At 71.3% G+C, this 17,461-nt stretch carries 15 protein-coding genes and 2 rRNA genes (1 of these 17 cut by a window edge); 6 read left to right on the forward strand and 11 right to left on the reverse strand.

The window, feature by feature from the left end:
- Nucleotides 1-11: 11 nt before the first annotated feature.
- Nucleotides 12-521, reverse strand: a complete 510-nt coding sequence (locus ACTEI_RS28675) for a mycothiol transferase (protein ID WP_122980500.1) — start codon at nucleotides 519-521, stop codon at nucleotides 12-14.
- Between the two features lie 242 nt (nucleotides 522-763).
- On the opposite strand from ACTEI_RS28675, the gene ACTEI_RS28680 reads away from it, so the two are divergent.
- Entirely contained in the window at nucleotides 764-2,059 is a 1,296-nt protein-coding gene (locus tag ACTEI_RS28680) for an ammonium transporter (RefSeq protein ID WP_122980501.1), read from the forward strand.
- 16 nt (nucleotides 2,060-2,075) lie between these two features.
- Here the strand turns inward: ACTEI_RS28680 and ACTEI_RS28685 are convergent, their stop codons facing one another.
- From ACTEI_RS28685 to ACTEI_RS28700, 4 genes are read right to left on the reverse strand one after another with little or no spacing between them, the layout of a single operon-like run.
- The gene (locus ACTEI_RS28685) at nucleotides 2,076-2,861 is read right to left on the reverse strand and encodes an endonuclease/exonuclease/phosphatase family protein (protein ID WP_187646011.1); all 786 of its coding nucleotides are present in this window, start codon (nucleotides 2,859-2,861) and stop codon (nucleotides 2,076-2,078) included.
- Nucleotides 2,861-4,345, reverse strand: coding sequence for a phosphatase PAP2 family protein (locus ACTEI_RS28690; protein WP_122982469.1), 1,485 nt, complete (start codon nucleotides 4,343-4,345; stop codon nucleotides 2,861-2,863). Before ACTEI_RS28690 ends, ACTEI_RS28685 begins: the two co-directional genes overlap by 1 nt.
- Before the next feature lie 19 nt (nucleotides 4,346-4,364).
- Nucleotides 4,365-5,369: a YihY/virulence factor BrkB family protein gene (locus ACTEI_RS28695; protein WP_122980502.1), complete on the reverse strand. Its 1,005-nt coding sequence runs from the start codon at nucleotides 5,367-5,369 to the stop codon at nucleotides 4,365-4,367.
- Nucleotides 5,366-6,313, reverse strand: a complete 948-nt coding sequence (locus tag ACTEI_RS28700) for a diacylglycerol/lipid kinase family protein (protein ID WP_122980503.1) — start codon at nucleotides 6,311-6,313, stop codon at nucleotides 5,366-5,368. Before ACTEI_RS28700 ends, ACTEI_RS28695 begins: the two co-directional genes overlap by 4 nt.
- Before the next feature lie 76 nt (nucleotides 6,314-6,389).
- On the opposite strand from ACTEI_RS28700, the gene ACTEI_RS28705 reads away from it, so the two are divergent.
- Genes ACTEI_RS28705 through ACTEI_RS28715 form a run of 3 tightly spaced genes read left to right on the forward strand, consistent with a single transcriptional unit; the run spans nucleotide 6,390 to nucleotide 8,232 of the window.
- The gene (locus ACTEI_RS28705) at nucleotides 6,390-6,893 is read left to right on the forward strand and encodes a DUF1990 domain-containing protein (protein ID WP_122980504.1); all 504 of its coding nucleotides are present in this window, start codon (nucleotides 6,390-6,392) and stop codon (nucleotides 6,891-6,893) included.
- The gene (locus ACTEI_RS28710) at nucleotides 6,890-7,666 is read left to right on the forward strand and encodes an MBL fold metallo-hydrolase (protein WP_122980505.1); all 777 of its coding nucleotides are present in this window, start codon (nucleotides 6,890-6,892) and stop codon (nucleotides 7,664-7,666) included. Before ACTEI_RS28705 ends, ACTEI_RS28710 begins: the two co-directional genes overlap by 4 nt.
- Complete coding sequence (locus ACTEI_RS28715; RefSeq protein ID WP_122980506.1) at nucleotides 7,663-8,232, forward strand: DedA family protein; 570 nt, start codon at nucleotides 7,663-7,665, stop codon at nucleotides 8,230-8,232. Before ACTEI_RS28710 ends, ACTEI_RS28715 begins: the two co-directional genes overlap by 4 nt.
- On the opposite strand, the gene ACTEI_RS28720 is transcribed toward ACTEI_RS28715, so the two are convergent.
- Nucleotides 8,222-9,079, reverse strand: a complete 858-nt coding sequence (locus tag ACTEI_RS28720; RefSeq protein WP_239082724.1) for a serine hydrolase — start codon at nucleotides 9,077-9,079, stop codon at nucleotides 8,222-8,224. The genes ACTEI_RS28715 and ACTEI_RS28720 overlap by 11 nt on opposite strands.
- A gap of 185 nt (nucleotides 9,080-9,264) precedes the next feature.
- Between ACTEI_RS28720 and ACTEI_RS28725 the strand changes: the two genes are divergently transcribed.
- Nucleotides 9,265-10,368, forward strand: a complete 1,104-nt coding sequence (locus tag ACTEI_RS28725; protein ID WP_122980508.1) for a hypothetical protein — start codon at nucleotides 9,265-9,267, stop codon at nucleotides 10,366-10,368.
- Between the two features lie 479 nt (nucleotides 10,369-10,847).
- On the opposite strand, the gene ACTEI_RS28730 is transcribed toward ACTEI_RS28725, so the two are convergent.
- The gene (locus ACTEI_RS28730) at nucleotides 10,848-11,888 is read right to left on the reverse strand and encodes a S1 family peptidase (protein WP_187646013.1); all 1,041 of its coding nucleotides are present in this window, start codon (nucleotides 11,886-11,888) and stop codon (nucleotides 10,848-10,850) included.
- A 182-nt stretch (nucleotides 11,889-12,070) separates the two neighbouring features.
- Nucleotides 12,071-12,589: a winged helix-turn-helix domain-containing protein gene (locus ACTEI_RS28735; RefSeq protein WP_122980510.1), complete on the reverse strand. Its 519-nt coding sequence runs from the start codon at nucleotides 12,587-12,589 to the stop codon at nucleotides 12,071-12,073.
- A gap of 395 nt (nucleotides 12,590-12,984) precedes the next feature.
- Here ACTEI_RS28735 and ACTEI_RS28740 point away from each other — a divergent pair, with 395 nt between their 5' ends.
- On the forward strand, nucleotides 12,985-13,449 hold the full coding sequence (locus ACTEI_RS28740) for an NADPH-dependent FMN reductase (RefSeq protein WP_239082725.1): 465 nt from the start codon (nucleotides 12,985-12,987) through the stop codon (nucleotides 13,447-13,449).
- 42 nt (nucleotides 13,450-13,491) lie between these two features.
- On the opposite strand, the gene ACTEI_RS28745 is transcribed toward ACTEI_RS28740, so the two are convergent.
- From ACTEI_RS28745 to ACTEI_RS28755, 3 genes are all read right to left on the reverse strand, one after another.
- The gene (locus tag ACTEI_RS28745; protein ID WP_122980512.1) at nucleotides 13,492-15,267 is read right to left on the reverse strand and encodes a S8 family peptidase; all 1,776 of its coding nucleotides are present in this window, start codon (nucleotides 15,265-15,267) and stop codon (nucleotides 13,492-13,494) included.
- Nucleotides 15,268-15,508: 241 nt separating this feature from the next.
- A 5S ribosomal RNA gene (gene rrf, locus ACTEI_RS28750) occupies nucleotides 15,509-15,625 on the reverse strand.
- Nucleotides 15,626-15,735: 110 nt separating this feature from the next.
- A 23S ribosomal RNA gene (locus tag ACTEI_RS28755) occupies nucleotides 15,736-17,461 on the reverse strand; it runs 1,382 nt beyond the window's last position.

Genomic DNA, 17,461 nt, shown 5'->3' on the forward strand with positions numbered 1-17,461 from the left:
TCTGAGACGGGTCACTCGCCGACCGCGCCGACCGCCAGTTCGACCACGATGTCCAGGTGCCCGACGTGCCGGGCGTACTCCTGGACCAGGTGGAACAGGATCCGTTCCAGGGTGGGCGGCGCGGCGCCGTCCCAGCGCGGGCCGGGCTTGCCGACCGCGTTGAGGTCGGTCCGGGCCACCACCTCGGCGGTGTGCTCGCCCTGGGCCCGCAACGCCTCGGCGAGTTCGGCGAAGGTCTCCTCGGGGGCGACGTACCACCGGTCGACGTTCCGGTCACCCCACGGGTCGTCGAACGGCACGCCCTCGAAACCCCACTCGATCCAGCGCAGTTCGACGTACCGGAGGTGTTTGACCAGCTCGATCGGCGTCCAGCCGGAGGGCAGGCGGCTGGCGCGCCGCTCGCTCTCCCCGAGGGCGGCGACCTTGGCCAGCAGGGTCTCACGGAAGTACGCCAGGTAACCCGCGAAGACCTCCGCCGTGCCGGCGGCGGGACGGGTCGGCGAGGGGAACTCGATCGTCATTCCGCGAGTATGCGGGTTTTCCGCACGCGATGACCGTCTTGCGGGCCCGTGCCGCCGGCCGGCTCCCGGGGCGGGCCTGGCCGGCACCCGGCCGGCGGCGATCGCGCGTCCGGCCGGCACCGATCGGGTGACGGCTGTAACACCGTGGAAACTGCCGGGTTCCCGGGCGGAAACCGGCGGTAGCGACGCTGATCTGCGGCAGCGCGGCCACCCGAGAAACCCTCACCGGCCCAGGAGGTCGCATGCCCGTCAGTCCGGATTCCGGGGACACCGCCTGGCTGCTGGTCAGCGCGGCGCTCGTACTGCTGATGATCCCCGGCCTGGCGCTGTTCTACGGCGGCATGGTGCGGATCAAGAGCACCCTGAACATGCTGATGATGACGTTCGCGGCGCTGGCCGTGGTGAGCGCGATCTGGGTCACCTACGGCTACTCGCTGGCGTTCGGCCCGGACGCCGGCGCCGGCCTGATCGGCGACCTGAGCCTGGCCGGGATGGCCGGGATCGGCCCGGACGCGGTCACCGGCTCGGTGCCCACCCTGGTCTTCGCGGCCTTCCAGATGATGTTCGCGATCATCACGGCGGCGCTGCTCAGCGGCGCCATCGCGGACCGCGCCAAGTTCGGCACCTGGGTGCTGTTCGTGGCGATCTGGGTGACCCTGGTCTACGCCCCGATCGCCCACTGGGTATTCACCCCGGACGGTTGGATCGCGCACCACCTGCGCATCCTCGATCTGGCCGGCGGCACGGTCGTGGAGATCAACTCGGGGGCGTCCGGCCTGGCGCTGGCGATCGTGCTCGGCCCGCGGCTCGGCTTCCGCTCCGACCCGATGCGCCCGCACAGCCTGCCGCTGGTGGTGCTCGGCGCCGGCCTGCTCTGGTTCGGCTGGTTCGGGTTCAACGCCGGATCGGCGCTGGCCGCCGACGGCTCGGCCGCGCTGGCGTTCTTCAACACCCAGGTGTCCGGGGCGGCCGGGATCGCCGGCTGGCTGCTGGTCGAACGGCTCCGCGACGGGCACGCCACCACCCTGGGCGCGGCGTCCGGCGCGGTGGCGGGCCTGGTCGCGATCACCCCCGCGTGCGGCTCGGTCAACCCGGTCTGCGCGTTGCTGATCGGCCTGGCGGCCGGCGCGCTCTGCGGGTACGCGGTCGGCCTCAAGCACCGGCTCGGCCTGGACGATTCGCTGGACGTCGCCGGGGTGCACGGCGTCGGCGGCTTCCTCGGCACGGTGCTGATCGGCCTGCTGGCCACCGCCACGGCCACCGGCGGGCCGCGCGGGCTGCTCTTCGGCGGCGGCTTCTCGCTGCTCGGGCGGCAGGCGCTGGCCGCGGTCACGGTGGCGCTCTTCTCCTTCGCGGCCACCTGGCTGATCGCCACGGCGCTGAACCGGACGGCCGGCTTCCGGGTCAGCCCCGAGCACGAGCACGGCGGCCTGGACCTGGCGGTGCACGGCGAGTCGGCGTACGACCTGGGGGTCACCGGCGCGCACAGCGGCCACCCCACCCGCCCCGCACCGCGCGCGGAGCCGGTCGAGGCGTGAGGGCGGCGGTACGCCCTCAGAGGTCGAGCTCGACGCGGACCGGGTAGTGGTCGGAGGCGTGCTCGGTCGCCCCACCCCGGATCACCCGCATGTCGTGGGCGCCCCCGGCCACCTCCGGGGTGGCCAGCACGTAGTCCAGGCGCATCCCGCCGAACTCACGTCCGCCGCCCCGCGTGGTCGGCACGGTACGCGGATCGCCGCTGCCCGCCGTGCCCCACAGGTCGACCAGCCCGGCCTCGCCCAGCGCCGCCACCGCCCGGCTGTCCACGCTGCCGTCGGCGTGCAGATGGCGCCGCCGGAACAGGGAGTGCTGGCTGGCCAGCGCCTCGGTGTGGTCGCCGACCGGGTCCAGGCCGTTCAGGTCGCCGGCCAGCACCACGTGTGAGCCCTTCACGTAACGGGCGGCCAGCCAGCGCGCCTCCCGCATCCGCCGGTACGGCCAGAACGGATCCAGGTGCGCGCTGATCACGGTGAGCGGCGCCGAGCCGGTGTCCACCACGGCCACCGCCGCCGCGTGGTGCAGCCGCCAGGTCACGCTGGCCGTGTGGGTGATCCGCAGCGGGGCCCGGACCAGCACCGCGACCGGCATCCCGAACGCCGACCGGGCCAGGTGCGCGGTCATCCCGACCGCGCCGGCCAGCTCGTTCATCCGGCGCCCGTCGTTGCGGGTGAAGTCGCGCAGCTCCTGCAGGGCGAGCACGTCCGGTTTCTCGGCGCGGATCACCTCGGCGATGTCCGGCAGGCGGAACCGCTGCCCGCGGTCGACTCCCCCGGTCTTGATGTTCCAGGTCATCATCCGCATCAGGCCACCACCAGCTGCCGGTTGGCCAGCGCCGCCTCGGTGGCGGTGACGGCGTTCGCGTTGGGTCGCACGGTCCACCACAGCACACCGATCCAGGCCGCGGTGAGCAGAACCGCGCCGAGCACGTCGGTCGGGTGATGCATCCCCCGGTACATCCGCGACAGTGCCACCCCGACCGGCATCAGCACGGCCAGCACCGGGAACACCCACCGCCACGGCTTGCGGACCCGGGCCATCACGATGATCGCGATGGCGGTCCACAGGCAGATCGTCGCGGCGATGTGCCCGGACGGGAACGACGAGGTCGGCATCCGGCCGTCCAGCTGCTCGACCGGCGGCCGCGGGCGGTCCACCGCGGCGGCGGTGGTCAGGAACAGGGTGAGCTCGCCGACCATGGTGAGCACCAGGAACAGGACCGGGCGCCACTGCCGCCACAGGGCCAGCGCCAGCGGGCAGAAGATCAGGCAGACGGCGAGGATCGCGTGTGTGTCGCCGGCCTTGCTCCACAGCCAGCTCAGGTCGTCGAGCGCCGGGGTACGGAAGGTCTGCAGCCAGCGCGGCACGCCGTCGTCGAACCGGCCCAGCCAGGTGCCGGGGGTCCAGGTGGTCAGGGCGTACCCGACCGTGTAGAGCAGCCCGAAGGTGAGCACCCAGCCGACCAGGATCTCCGCGCCCTTGGCCCACGGGTGCGGCAGGATGACCTCCTCGGCGGGCGCGAGCCGCAGGTCCGGGGCCGCCTCCGGCTCCAGGCCGTCGCGGATCGGCCGCGGCGCCGGATGCCCGGTCTCACGCCGCCACAGCCGGAACGCGTACGCCGTGACGCTGATCCAGGCGATCCCGAGCAGCCACCCGGCCACCACGTCGGAGAGGAAGTGCACGCCCAGCGCGATCCGGCTGAACCCGATCAGCGCCACGATCAGCGCGCACAGCCCGAGGAACCAGGGCCGCCACCGGGGCCGGACACCCGCCAGCAGGACCAGGGCGAGCATCCCGTAGACGACCATCGAGCCGAGCGCGTGCCCGCTCGGGAAGCTGTGGCCGGGGGCGTGCGCGACCGGCGACTCGACCACCGGGCGCAGCCGTCCGACCAGGACCTTCAACGACGGGTCCAGGATCATCGCGCCGAGCCCGGTGATCACCAGGTAGAGGGCGGGGCGGGGCCGGCGGCGGATCAGCAGCGCCGCGACCACCACCGCCACCAGCGGGATCATGAAGCCGCGCCCGCCGAACGAGGAGATCTCCCGCAGCGCCTTCACCCGGGTGTCCGAACCGGCCACCTGGTGGTTCAGGCCGTCGGCGACCGCGTGGTCCAGGCTCTGCAGCGGCGACCAGTGGAACCGCACGAGCAGCAGCAGCGTGGCGAACCCGAGACCGACCGCGATCACCGCGATCAGGCCGAGAACGCTGCGCTCGGCGAAGTGCCGGACCGGCGCCCAGCCGGTGCGTTCCACCACACGGTTGTCATCGGTCACGGCAGGCTCCATCGGGTCGGGTGCCGCGTTCTTACCCGCCCGGCTCGGCCGGTACACCGGGCGGGCGTTGCTCCGGCACCTCCGGGGCGGGTTCCCACTGATCGGGTTGCGCCGGCCGGGCGCCGACCCGGCGCGCCTCCAGCTGGGCGGCGAAGGCCAGCCCGAGGAAGAACGCGATCCCGGTCAGGTTCGCCCACAGCAGCAGCGCCATGATCGCGGTGAGCTGGCCGTAGGTGGCGTCGAAGCTGCCGCTGAGCCGGATGTAGCCGGCCAGCATCAGGCTGGCCAGCCACCACAGCACGGTCGCCAGCACCGCGCCGAACAGCAGCCAGGACAGGGCCGGCTGCTTGCGGCGCGGCGAGTGCCGGAACAGCACCCCGACCGCGAAGATGATCAGGGCCAGGCTGAGCGGCCAGCGCACCACGTCCCAGGCCACCCGCAGCGTCCCGGGCATGTCGAAGTGCTCCTCCGCGGACTCGCCGGCGGCGCGCCCGGCGACCAGCAGCAGGAAGCCGAACAGCGCCGGCAGGCCGGCCCCGAGGGCGAGGACCGTGGCGCGCAGGTACTTGCGCAGCGCCGGGCGGTCGCGTTCCACCCCGTAGATGCGGTTCGCGCCCCGCTCGACCTGGGCCATCGCGGTGACCAGCGCGACCACGCCGGTGATCAGACCCAGGGTCAGCGCGACCTCGCCGGCCTCCTCGGTACGGTCGTCGTCCTGCAGCAGCTCCCGCACCAGCGGGTCGCTGGCGCGCGGGGTCAGCGCGATCACGGTGTCCGCGACCACCTGGCCGCCGGACTCCACGCCCAGGTCGGTGGCGAGGCCGGAGAGTGCGATCAGGAACGGGACGATGGCCAGGCACAGCTGCAGCGCGAAGGCGCGGGAGTGGCTGAACCCGTCCCCGTACCGGAACCGGATGAACGCGTCGCGCACCAGCGGCCACCTGCCGTAGTGCCGCAACGCCAGGAAGGCGTCGTCGGCCGACAGCTCGTCGCCGGACATGGTGCGGGTCTCCGGGACCGGCTCGGTGCTGCTCACGACCGGTGCGCCCGTCGCGCCGCCGCCGAGGCGTCGTGGGCCAGGTCCGGATCGGCGTCCGGCTGCGGGACGCACAGCAGCAGGGCCCGATGGCGTACCGAGATCTTCATGGCCTTGCCCGGCGCGATGAGATCGCCGTCCAGCTGCCGCGGCTGCGCCCGGTTGCTGTAGATCTCCACCCGGGAGGCGGTGAACGTCTCCATCTTCGGCACCCGTTCACGGCGGCTGGCCACCGCCGCGATCAGCCGGGCCCAGGAGAACAGGTTGTTCGGGCTGATGACGGCCACGTCCAGCTGGCCGTCGTCCGGCGCGGCCCGTTTCAGCAGCCGCACCCCGCCCTGCAACCGGCCCACGTTGCCGACGATCACGGTACGCGGCCGGCGCGGCATCGGCGCCCCGCCGTCCAGCCGGATCCGCACCCGCATCGGCCGGTCCAGCAGGTGCTTGGCCGCCCCGAACACGTACGCCGGCCAGCCGATGTGCTTCTTCGCCCGCTCCGAGGTGTCCTGCAGCATCATCGCGTCGAAGCCCATCCCGGCCATCACCACGAAGCACTGGTCGTCGATCACTCCGACGTCGATCCGGCGCCGGCCGCCCTCCAGGGCCACCTGCAGCCCGGCCGCCGGGTCGGTGCCCAGCCCCAGGTTGGCGGCGAGCAGGTTGCCGGTACCGGCCGGCAGCACGGCCAGCGCCACGTCGGTGCCGGTCAGCGCGGTGGCCACGGCGGTCACGGTGCCGTCGCCGCCACAGGCGAAGACCAGCTCGGCGCCCTCGGCCACGGCCCGCCTCGCCTGGCCGCGGCCCGGGTCGCCGGGGGTGGTCTCGTACCACGCGGGCGCCGGCCAGCCGGCCTTGCTCAGGCCCGAGCTGATGGTGCGCCGCAGCTGATCGACATCGGCCACCTTGCTGGGATTCACCACAACGGCGGAGCGGGGTCCTGTCACGGGCTCAGTGTGCCGGAGACATGTCACAGCTGCGACTCAGGAATCATTGCGTCCCGGGACGGGCACACTTTCTCAGGTGACCCGCTTGACGTACCCCGAGATCGGCCGCACCCGCACCGGACCGCTGCCGGACGGCTACCGCCACCTGCGCTACCGACGGTGGATCGGAGCCGGTCCGGCGGTTTTCGCGGCCGCCGGCGAGGCCGTGCTGACCTTCCGGATGCACCGCGCCACCGGCGCCCGGATCCGCACCGAGGCCGAGCGCGCCGCGCCCGGCGTCCGGCTGACCATCGGCCTCGGCCCGCTCCGCGCCCCCTGCGAGGTGGTCTGGGTCACCCGCGAGGAGGACCGGATCGGTTTCGGATACGGCACCCTGCCGGGCCACCCGGCCACCGGCGAGGAGGCGTTCGTGGTCGAGCGCGACCCGCAGGGCCGGGTGTTCTTCGCGGTGACCGCGTTCAGCCGGCCGGCCGGCGCGCTGATGCGGCTGACCGGCCCGTTCGCGGTGCTGGCGCAGCACGCCTACGCGCGCCGGTGCGCTCAGGCGCTGCGGCGGCACCTGGGTGGCGTGGCCCGGTGAGCACGACAGCGGTCACCTGGTGGGGGCACAGCACGGTGTGGCTCGCCGATTCGGGTGTCACCCTGCTCACCGACCCGGTGCTCACCGGCCGGCTGGCGCACCTCAAGCGCCGGGCCGGCCCGCCGCCCCGGCTGCCCGGCGCGCCCGACGCGATCCTGCTCTCGCACCTGCACGCCGATCACTTCCACGTGGCGTCGCTGCGGGCCGTACCCGGAAAGCCGCTGCTGATCGTGCCGCGCGGCGCCGCCGCCTTCACCGCCCGGGCCCTGGGCGCCGAAGCGGCCGGACGGTGCGTCGAGCTGGCGCCGGGCGACGAGGTCACGGTCGGCGCGGTGCGTGTCCGCGCCGTCCCGGCACGGCACGACGGCGGGCGCGGCCCGTGGTCGCGCCAGCGGGCCGCGGCCATCGGGTTCGTGGTCGAGGGCGCTTCGCGGACCTGGTACGCCGGGGACACCGGCCTGTTCGAGCAGATGCACGAGCTGGGCCCGCTGGACCTGGCGCTGATCCCGGTCGGCGGCTGGGGGCCGAGCCTGGGCTCGCACGGCCACCTGGACGCGGCGGACGCGGCCGAGGCGCTGCGCCGGGTGAAGGCGTCCTGGGCGGTGCCGGTGCACTACGGCACGCTGTGGCCGATCGGCCTGGACCGGGTCCGCCGGCACCTGTTCGACGAACCCGGCGAGCGCTTCGCCGAGCACGCCGCGCGACGCGTGCCGGACACCCGGGTACGGGTGCTGACGCACGGCGAGACGCTGAGCCTCGGGCCGGCCGCGTGATCGCCACCGTCGCCGCGCTGGGCTGGTTGTTCGTGGTGGTGTGCTTCGGCGCGATCGTGCCGATCGTGCCGACCGGCGCGGCGGTCAGCGGGGCGGCCGCCCTGGCCTTCCACGAGGGCCGCCCGGTCACCATGCTCCTGGTGGTCGCCGCCGGCGCGGCCGGCGCCTACGTGGGCGACCTGGCGATGTACGGGATGTGCCGGTTCGGCGGCGAGCAGCTGGCCCGCCGGCTGCGCTGGCTGCGCGACGGGGAGCACCTGGCGGCGGTGAAGGCCCGGCTGCGGGACCGGCAGGTCCCGGTGCTGCTGGTGTCCCGGCTGCTGCCGGGCGGACGGGTGCCGGTGCTGCTGGCCGCCGCGTTCGCCGGCCTGTCCTGGCGTACGTTCGTGGTCGCCAACCTGCCCGCCTGCGCCCTGTGGGCGGTGGTCTACGCGGCGATCGGCCTGGCCGGCGGCTCGATCTTCCCCGAGCCGTGGCAGGGCGTGCTCGCCGCGATCATCCTGATCCTGCTGGTGAACCGGGCGGTCACCTGGTGGAACGCGCGCCGGGGGGCGGCTAGTACCTGAGGTACGACCGGGTCGTCCCGACCACCTTCTCGACCACCGCGATGCCGCCCAGCCGGCTCTGGTGCCGGTGTGACAGCACCGCGACGGAGACGTCCACGCCGTCGCCGGTGATCCGGCCCACCGAGTTGATGATCCAGAGGTTGTTCTCGGTGGAGCGCTGCAACCAGCCGTTCTTCACGGTGGCCTGTTCACCCTGCCGCGCCGCGGCCGGGACGCCCCAGTTCTGGTCGGCGGCGACCGTGCCCATCAGGGTCCGCACGTACGCCCGGCCCCGCGCCGACAGCGGCCCCTCGTCGTCGACCAGCTCGGACAGCAGCCGCAGCTGGTCGCGGACGGTGGTCCGGGTCAGGCCCCAGGCGCTGTTCACCGTGGTGTCGGTCAGGCCCAGCCGCTCGTTGCACCGGCTGATCGCGCTCTGCCGGCCGAGCTGGTGGAAAAGCGAGGTGGTCGCGTCGTTGTCGCTGTTGCGGATCATCAGATTGGCCCGGGAGTCCTCGGACGCCGTCAGCCGGCGGCCGGCGTCCTGCACGGTCAGCAGCAGGCAGGCGAGCACCTGCACCTTCACCACGCTGGCCGTCTCGTAGTGCTCATCACCGCGGAACGCGTACGTGGCGCCGGTCTTGGCGTCGTGGACCGCGACGGAGAACTCGGGGACCGTGGCGGCGTACCGCGTCAGGGCGGCGTCCAGCGCCTTGCCCCGTTTCGCCCACTCGATCCTGGCCAGCTCCTCGGGGCTCGGCCGGGTCGGTGACGGGCTCGCCGCGTCACCGGCGAAGAACGTCGCGGCGACTCCCTCGCTGCCGATCAGCCCCTTGCCCACCAGGCCGGCACCTCCCAGGAGAACCACGGCAACCACCATCACGATCCACTTCGGCGTACGTCGCACCCCTGCATACTGCCGTGCCGATCACCCCGATGCGTGCCCGGACTCCTGTGGATCGCCCACTAATATCCGAATTTCCACAGTGAGCCGCGCGACGGCCACGCTTCGTGACCGTTTGGGACGTGCCCGCACGGAGCAGAATGAGGGGCATGGCGTCCCTGCTGTCCCGAGCCGTCCAGATGTCCCGCGTCGCACTGGCCGCGCCGGGCGTCGCCGCCGACCTCACGCGCGCCGCGATCGGGCAGGTGATCGAGACCGCGGGCGCCGTGGCGAGTGTGCCGGTCCGCGCGATGAACCTGCTCGGCCAGACGGAGCTCCTGGTCAACCAGGCCGGCCTGGCGATCGGGCAGGCCGAGGAGCTGATCCGCCGGGTCAGCGCGGTGGCGCTCGCCGCCGAGGCCGCCGTCACCGACATCCAGGCGATCAGCAGCTCCGCCGAGAGCACGATCGCCGAGGTCCGGGCCGTCGCCACCGCCGCCGCCCTGACCGTCGAGGAGGCCGGGGCGATCTCCACGGCCGCCGGCGACCTGGTGCGCCGCGCCGCCGGCACCGCCGACGCGGCCGGCACCATCGTCATCGAGGCCGGCACGCTGACCAGCTCGGCGGCCGAGATCGTCGCCGAGGTCGGCGCGGTCAGCGCCACCGCCCGCGGCATCGTCACCGAGGTCGGCACGGTCGTGTCCGCGGCGCACGACATCGTGGCGGAGGTGGGCGAGGTCAGCGCCACCGCCCGCGGCATCGTCACCGAGGTCGGCGAAGTCAGCGCCACCGCCCGTGGCATCGTCACCGAGGTCGGCGAGGTCGCCTCCGCGGCCCGCGGCATCGTCGGCGAGGCCGGCACGGTCAGCTCCGCGGCGCGCGACGTCGTGACCGACGCGGCCGCCGTCTCGGCGCAGGCGTCCGCCGTGGTCGCGCGGGCCGAGCAGGCCGCCGCCGTGACGACCGAGCTGCTCGACGGGTACGCCCCGACCCTGCGCAAGGCCGCTCCGCTGGCCGCCCGCTTCATCGACCAGCTCACCCCGGAGGAGGTGACCGCGGCGATCCGGATGGTCGACGAGCTGCCGGCGCTGCGCGATCACCTGGTGAACGACGTGATGCCGCTGCTGGGCAAGCTCGACCAGGTCGGCCCGGACCTGCACAAGCTGCTCGAGGTGACCGAGGACCTGCATCTGGCGATCGCCGGCCTGCCCGGCCTGAAGCTGCTGCGCCGGCGCGGCGAGGAACGCACCGAGGACCACCACCTCAAGCCCTGACCGCGGCCCCATCCCGGGCTGCGCTCGTCCGGCGCCGCCTCGCCCGCCCTGCCAATCGCCAGCCCGGCCTCGCGCTCCCGACAGCACCCCGCCCCGGCTTCCAAGAGCATCAGCTGAGCCCACCGCTCCCAGGAGCACCAGCCGGGCCTAGCCAGGGCGTGGCTGAGAAGCCTGCGGACGGGACGGCCAGGTCGTATCGGTGAGAATCTCCTGTGAAGCGCCTGACCCCGACCCGCGGCACGGACCTCGCGCCGCACCGCCGTGCGGAGACCAGCAGACCCGGATGCCGCGTGCCGACCAGGTGTTCCGCTACGACGACGCGGGGGTGAGCCGGGCGGAAGGCGGCGCCGTGGCGACCGGGGTCTCCGGACGACCACTCTCGAAGAGCGCAAGCACACCCGACGTCCCGCCACAGCCGAACGTCGGACGTGGCACGGCCGGCCCTCGGGGAGGGCCGGCCGTGGGGATGAAACCGTTGCTCAGTAGACCGAGACGCCGTAGACGCTCAGCGGCTCGACGACCGGCTGGAAGTACGTGATGCCGCCGGAGGAGCAGTTGCCGCTGCCGCCCGAGGTGAGGCCGAGCGCGGTGGTGCCGGAGTAGAGCGAGCCGCCGCTGTCGCCGGGCTGGGCGCAGACGGTGGTCCGGATCAGGCCGGAGACCGAACCCTCGGCGTAGTTCACCGTGCTGTTGAGGGCGGTGACCCGGCCGGAGTGGATGCCGGTGGTGGAACCGCGCCGGTAGACCGTGGCGCCGACGGCCGGGGTGCCGGCGGAGGTGATCTCCTGCGAGCCGACCGTGCCGGACTTGGTGATCGTCGTGTTGGTGTAGCGGACGATGCCGTAGTCGTTGCCCGGGAAGCTGGTGCCGGCCCGGGTGCCGAGCGTGGTCGAGCCGTTGGTCCAGGTCGAGCCGATGTTGGTGCAGTGGCCGGCGGTCAGGAAGTAGTACGTGCCGGCGCTGTTGCGCACGTTGAAGCCGAGGGAGCAGCGGCCGCTGCCGGCGTAGATCGCGTCGCCGCCGGAGATCCGAGTGCTGATCTTGCCGGGGATGCTCTCGATCCGGGCGGCGTCGCCGAGCTTGGCGACGGTCGCCTTGACGGCGGCCAGCTTGGCGCCGGTCACGCTCTCGTCGTAGCTGACCACGACCTGGTTGGTCACCGGGTCGACGGCGAAGGCGGTACCGGGGGTCTTGAGGCTCGCCTTGAGGGTCGCGTCGGCCGCCGCGAGGGTGGCGCCGCTGCGGGCGACGTACCGCGGGGTCGCCCCGGCCGCCGTGACCTCGGCCGCCGTCGTCGCGTCGGTCACGTTGACCACCAGCTTGCCGGAGGCGTCCAGGTAGGACCCGGCGTCACGAGCACCGAGCTGGTCGTCCAGCCTGCTGGCGAGCGCGGACGGCGCGAAGGACGCGTCACCCACGGCCGGGGCAGCCGAGGCGGGTGACGTAGCCGCGAAGGCGCTGCCCACGAGAATGCCGACGGCCAGGCCGACGATCGGTCGGCGAAGCTTCGGGTTGAGCACGGTTTCCTCCCAGGGGGATTGGGTAGGTGGCATACCGGTCCGGTACGCCAGTGCTCGCAAGTATTTAAATTGGTCGATCCAATTGCAAGGACTGGTCAATCTGTAACAATCGTTATCAAGCCCCTGTTGAGCTGCGGAAACCTTCGTCCCATAGTGCGGGGATATGACCCCTTCGGGATGAGTCAGCGCTCCAGCACGGCGATCGGCGCGTCGTCGGCGAGGCGGTAGCCCAGGCCGTACACCGTGGTGATCAGCTCCGGGTCGTCCAGCTTGGTGCGCAACCGGCTGACGTGCACGTCGACGGTGCGGTTGGTGGTGTGCCGGTGACCCCAGACATGGGTGAGCAGCTGGGTCCGGCTGAACACCTGACGGGGGTGCTGGGCGAGGAACAGGAGCAGGTCGTACTCCAGCCGGCTGAGGTCGAGACGCCGCCCGTCCCGCAGCGCGGTGCGCGCCCGCGGATCCAGCCGGATCTCGCCCTCGACACGCGACTCGGCCGGCGGCTCCAGCTCGATCGCGGCGCCTGGACCGGCGGCATCCACCAGTTCTCGCAGCGCGGCCAGCACCCGGTCCCGGCCACCGACCCCACCGGCGATGCTGATCGTGACGGTGACCGGCGCCTCCTCGGGTAGGTCCGGAACCGGCCGCAGATCGGGACGGGCATGGGGGGCGCGCGGATGGGCGATGGCGAGCGCGGACATGTGCGACTCCTTCGACGGTCGGCGCCACCGGATCGGGCGACGCCCAGCAAGGATATTATTCCTATCTGTTAGATAGGCATACCGCATCGTAGTCACGCACGCCACATCCCACCAAGCCCATGTCATTACTAGGATTTGGGATCGCTGTTGACCGCGGCGCTTCCCACCACGATGGTGGATCTGTTCCAACTGATGGACGGATCGTCGGAAGACACCTGACCGCCGGCCCGGCTCGCCCAGCGCGCCTCGGCCGGAAACCACCGTGGCGACCGACGACCGGGCACCATGACGGTTCGTACCCGAACCTGCGCCGGGCGGCAGCCGCCCGCTTCTGGAGGAAGGAGGCGCGGCGTGCCGCTGCGGGCGCCGCGAATCGGATGACTGGAATCGTTGTGGTGTCCGGCAACCCACGGGCCGGATCACGGACGTCCACCCTGGCCGTCGCGGTCGGGGAGGCGCTCGCCGCCCGGCACGGCTCACCGGCGCCCACCGTCATCGAGGTCGGCGAGCTGGGGGCCGGGCTGCTCACCGGCGGCGACCCGGCCACCACGGCCGCGGTGGAGGCGCTGACCGGCGCGGATCTGCTGGTGGTGGCGACCCCGACGTACAAGGGCAGCTACACCGGAGTGCTCAAGGTGCTGCTGGACCAGCTGCCGAACCAGGCGCTGGCCGGGAAATTCGCCGTGCCGGTGGTCACCGCCGGGATCGCGCCGCAGGCCGTCGCCGCGGAGGCGGTGCTGCGGCAGCTGCTGGTCGAACTCGGGGCGATCGTGGCGCGGCCCGGGCTCCCGGTGGTCGAGGCCGACCTGCCGGAGTCCGTACCGATCGCCCAGAAGTACGCGGCGGCGCTCGACTGGTAGCCGGCGGGACCGGGCGTCGACGCGGCCCGGTCCCGGTCAGCCCTACGCCCCGGCGCTCACCGCCAGCGTGTACTGCCTGGTCGCGGTGTTGCCCCAGCCGTCGGTGAAGCGGACCGTGAACGTCGCGGTCTCCCCCGCCGACGCCGCCGGCACCCCGCTGATCAGGCCCGATCCGTCCAGGCCGAGCCCGGCCGGCAGCGCGCCCGACACCAGCGTCCAGGTGCCGTCCCGGCGGTCCGCCGTGGACAGCCGCGCCGTGTAATCCGTGCCCGCCTCGGCGCCCGGCAGTTCGGCGTCGATCACCGGGGTGTCGGCCACCACCGGGACAACGATCCGCCGGGTCACCGCCTGCGGCACGTAGTCGGTGAACCGCACGGTCACCGCGTAGACGCCGGGCCTCCTCGGCGTTCCGGCAATCGTTCCGGCGGACGTCAGCGACAGCCCGGGCGGCATGCTGCCGCCGGCCACCTGCCAGACGCCGGTCCGGGCCGCGGTCAGGGCCAATCTCCCGGAGTACGGCGTACCGACCCTGCCCGCGGCCACGCGAGACGTCGCGATCACCGGCCTGGCGGGCGGCGCCGGGACGAACAGCAGCCGGTTGGGCGTACCGCGCCGGTCGGTGACCTTGCCGGTGGTGGCGTTCGCGACCAGCCGGTTGCGCACCTGCACCGGGGTCAGCTTCGGGCTCGCGTCCAGGATCAGCGCCGCGGCGCCGGCCACGTGCGGGGTGGCCATCGACGTGCCGCTGTAGAGCGCCGTCGCGGTGTTGCTCGCAGCCACCGACGACCTGATGTTCACACCGGGCGCGAAGATGTCGACCAGGCTGCCGTAGTTGGAGAACGCGGCCCGCCGGTCCCGGTTGTCGGTGGCCGCCACCGTGATCGCCGCCGGCACGTCGGCCGGGCTGCTCCACACCGCGTTGTCGTTCTCGTTGCCGGCCGCCACCACGTAGGTCACGCCCGAGGCGATCGACTGCTCCACCGCGAAGTCCAGCGACGGGCTCGACGATCCGCCCACGCTCATGTTCGCCACGGCCGGCTTGATCGCGTGTTCGGTGACCCAGTCGACGCCGTCGATCACGTCGGACAGCATGCCCTCGCCCTGGCAGTTCAGCACCCGCACCGCCACCAGCCGCACCTTCTTGGCGACACCGTAGGTGAGCCCGCCGATGGTGCCGGCCACGTGCGTGCCGTGCCCGTCGCAGTCCGCGGCGTTGCGGTCGCCGTCGGCGAAGTCCCAGCCGTACGACGCCCGCCCGCCGAACTCCGCATGGGTGATCCGGATGCCGGTGTCGATGACGTAGGCGTGCACCGACGAGCCGTCGTCGGTCGGCGTGTAGCTCCTTGAGGCGTTCACCGACCGCTGGTCGATCCGGTCCAGGCCCCAGGCCGGCGTCCGCTGGGTGCTCGCCACCCGCACCTCCCCGGCTGCCGTCCGCACCGTCGCGGCCGGCGCCTTCCCGGCTACCGCCCGCACCGTCGCGGCCGGCGCCTCCCCGGCCGTCACCCGAACCCTGCGGTCCTGCTCGACGGAGCGGACCGCCGGGTCGGCGGCCAGGCGGCGCGCCTGGGCGGCGGTCAACTCGGCGGCGAAGCCCGGAATCGCGCGGAAGCTGCGCAGCAGCCGCCCGGCCCCGAGGCTGTGCACGCTGGGACCCATTCCGTGGTTCTTCAGGGTGACGATGTATCGGCCGGGCACCGCGCCGGGGGCATCGGCGCCGATCACCGCGCCGACGGCGACGGCGGGGGAAGGGACGGCGAGGACGGCCGAGGCGGCGACCGCCGAGGTGACGAGAGCGCCGAGGGTCCACTTACGCATGCCTCGCGTGATCGGTTGCCGACCGCCCGGGTTGAGGCGACCTTTCCCACGAACCGACCTGCCACCGAACGGATGACCGGTCTGCTCCCGACAGCAGGCATCTGACGACCACCGCTCCGGCAAGCCCGCGTGCCCCGGCGGGCCGCACTTCTCCGGAGCACGACGAAGAATGCCAGGAACCAGAAAGGCCAAAAACGAAGAAAGGCCCACCCCGTCCGGGGTGGGCCTTTCTCAACGTTAAGTCCGGCGGCGTCCTACTCTCCCACACCCTCCCGAGTGCAGTACCATCGGCGCTGGAGGGCTTAGCTACCGGGTTCGGAATGTAACCGGGCGTTTCCCCTCCGCTATGACCACCGAAACAGCCATCAGCGAAACCACAACCAGCAACCCACACACCACAAACAGCAGCATGGGATGGTTGTTCGTTTGCTGTGAATCACACAGTGGACGCTAAGCATAAAGCATAGAGTGGTTAAGCCCTCGGCCTATTAGTACCGGTCAACTCAACACGTTACCGTGCTTACATCTCCGGCCTATCAACCCAGTCGTCTAGCTGGGAGCCTTACCCACTCAAAGGTGGTGGGATACCTCATCTCGAAGCGAGCTTCCCGCTTAGATGCTTTCAGCGGTTATCCCTTCCGAACGTAGCCAACCAGCCATGCTCCTGGCGGAACAACTGGCACACCAGAGGTTCGTCCGTCCCGGTCCTCTCGTACTAGGGACAGCCCTTCTCAAGTATCCAACGCGCACGGCGGATAGGGACCGAACTGTCTCACGACGTTCTAAACCCAGCTCGCGTACCGCTTTAATGGGCGAACAGCCCAACCCTTGGGACCTGCTACAGCCCCAGGATGCGACGAGCCGACATCGAGGTGCCAAACCATCCCGTCGATATGGACTCTTGGGGAAGATCAGCCTGTTATCCCCGGGGTACCTTTTATCCGTTGAGCGACACCGCTTCCACACGCAAGTGCCGGATCACTAGTCCCGACTTTCGTCCCTGCTCGACCCGTCAGTCTCACAGTCAAGCTCCCTTATGCACTTACACTCAACACCTGATTGCCAACCAGGCTGAGGGAACCTTTGGGCGCCTCCGTTACCCTTTAGGAGGCAACCGCCCCAGTTAAACTACCCACCAGACACTGTCCCTCGACCCGATCAGGGCCGCAAGTTAGATACCCAAACCCAACAGAGTGGTATTTCAACAACGCCTCCACCCGAACTGGCGTCCGAGCTTCACCGGCTCCCACCTATCCTACACAATCGAATTCAGATACCAATGTCAAGCTATAGTAAAGGTCCCGGGGTCTTTCCGTCCTGCCGCGCGTAACGAGCATCTTTACTCGTACTGCAATTTCGCCGGGCCTGTGGTTGAGACAGTGGGGAAGTCGTTACGCCATTCGTGCAGGTCGGAACTTACCCGACAAGGAATTTCGCTACCTTAGGATGGTTATAGTTACCACCGCCGTTTACTGGCGCTTAAGTTCTCCGCTTCGCCCCGAAGAGCTAACAGGTCCCCTTAACGTTCCAGCACCGGGCAGGCGTCAGTCCATATACATCGTCTTACGACTTGGCATGGACCTGTGTTTTTAGTAAACAGTCGCTTCCCCCTGCTCTCTGCGGCCATACCACGCTCCACCCGCAAGGGGCTTCACGCGTCCGGCCCCCCTTCTCCCTAAGTTACGGGGGCAATTTGCCGAGTTCCTTAACCACAGTTCACCCGTCGCCTCGGTATTCTCTACCTGACCACCTGTGTCGGTTTCGGGTACGGGCCGCTCGGAACATCGCTAGAGGCTTTTCTCGGCAGCATAGGATCACTGACTTCACCAGAACGGCTCGGCATCACGTCTCAGCCTCATGTGTCACGGATTTGCCTATGACACGGCCTACACGCTTACCCCGGCACAACCACCGGCCGGGATCAGCTACCTTCCTGCGTCACCCCATCACTAAACTACTACCACCCAAGGTCCCAGACTCCACGCCCTTGGTCCGAAGACCGCCGGCGCTTTGCGTGGTTAGTACAGGAGGGTTCATCTTGGGCGTTCCTTTGCGGGTACGGGAATATCAACCCGTTATCCATCGACTACGCCTCTCGGCCTCGCCTTAGGCCCCGACTCACCCAGGGCGGATTAGCCTGGCCCTGGAACCCTTGGTCATCCGGCGGAAGGGGTTCTCACCCTTCATTCGCTAC

The organism is Actinoplanes teichomyceticus ATCC 31121 (genome assembly GCF_003711105.1).
Classification (GTDB): Bacteria; Actinomycetota; Actinomycetes; order Mycobacteriales; family Micromonosporaceae; genus Actinoplanes; species Actinoplanes teichomyceticus.